We start from the raw sequence: 1187 nt of genomic DNA on the forward strand, positions 1-1187 counted from the left end.
CCAGCGCATCGCCATCCCGTGGGCCATGGTCCTCAATCCCCGCTTCGTCGTCCTGGACGAGCCGACCTCGGCCCTCGACCGCTCGGTCCAGGCGCAGATCGTGACCCTGCTTCGCGACCTCCAGCGCGAGCGCGGCCTCGCCTACCTATTCATCAGCCACGACCTGAAGGTGGTGCGGGCCCTCGCCAACTACGTGATCGTCATGCAGAACGGCCACGTGGTCGAGGAAGGCCCTGCGGAGTCGATCTTCGCGAATCCTCAGACCCCCTACACCCGCGCCCTGTTCAAGGCCGCCTTCGCCCTCGAGAGCGACGCGCCCGCCGAGCTGGAATCCGCCTGACCATGGCGCGCGCCCTCATCATCGTCCTCGACTCCGTGGGCGTGGGCGGGGCCCCGGATGCGGAGAGCTACGGCGATGCCGGCTCCGACACGCTGGGGCATATCGCCGAGCGCTGCGCGGAGGGAAGCGGCGATCGGGCGGGGCTGCGCGCGGGTCCGCTGCGTCTGCCCCATCTCGCCGGACTCGGGCTCGGACTGGCGGCCGGTGGCGCCTCGGGCCGCATCCCGCCGAACCTCGCGCCGGCCGGGCCGCCGTGGGGCGCCTACGGCCACGCGGTGGAGAAGGCCGCCGGCAAGGACACGCCCTCCGGTCACTGGGAGATCGCCGGGCTGCCCCTGACCGAGCCCTGGGGGCATTTCCCCGACACCCGGCCGGCCTTCCCGCCGGAGCTGACCCGCGCGCTGATCACGGAAGGCGGCATCCCGGGCATCCTGGGCGATTGCCACGCGCCGGGCGTCGCGATCATCGACGCGCTGGGCGCCGCGCATGTCCGGACCGGCCAGCCGATCTGCTACACCTCGGCCGACAGCGTGTTCCAGATCGCCGCCCACGAGGAGGCGTTCGGGCTGGAGCGGCTCTACGACCTGTGCCGCGTGGCGCGCCGGCTGTGCGACCCCTACCGCGTCTGCCGGGTGATCGCCCGGCCCTTCGTGGGCTCGGCGGAGGCGGGCTTCCGCCGGACCGGCAACCGCAAGGATTTCCTCGGCTTCCCGCACGTCAGCGCGGCGGAGGAATCGCAGAAGCCGGAGAGCGAGTGGGCTGAGAAGCCCTATGGCGGCATCCACATGATGTTCCCCAACACCGTCTTCAACATCTCGACGCGGAACGCTATGCGGCGGACGGCGGC

Annotated in this window: 1 protein-coding gene and 1 pseudogene; both read left to right on the forward strand. The window is 71.9% G+C overall.

Annotated features, from left to right (window positions below; translation table 11 throughout):
* A pseudogene (locus I53_RS15200) lies at window positions 1-340 on the forward strand (microcin ABC transporter ATP-binding protein); the annotation flags it as partial.
* A 2-nt stretch (window positions 341-342) separates the two neighbouring features.
* Window positions 343-1187: phosphopentomutase (locus I53_RS15205; RefSeq protein WP_251982329.1), on the forward strand; the 845-nt coding region annotated here is incomplete at its 3' end.

Origin of the sequence: Methylobacterium sp. B1, assembly GCF_000333255.1 — a bacterium.
GTDB classification, from domain to species: Bacteria; Pseudomonadota; Alphaproteobacteria; order Rhizobiales; family Beijerinckiaceae; genus Methylobacterium; species Methylobacterium fujisawaense.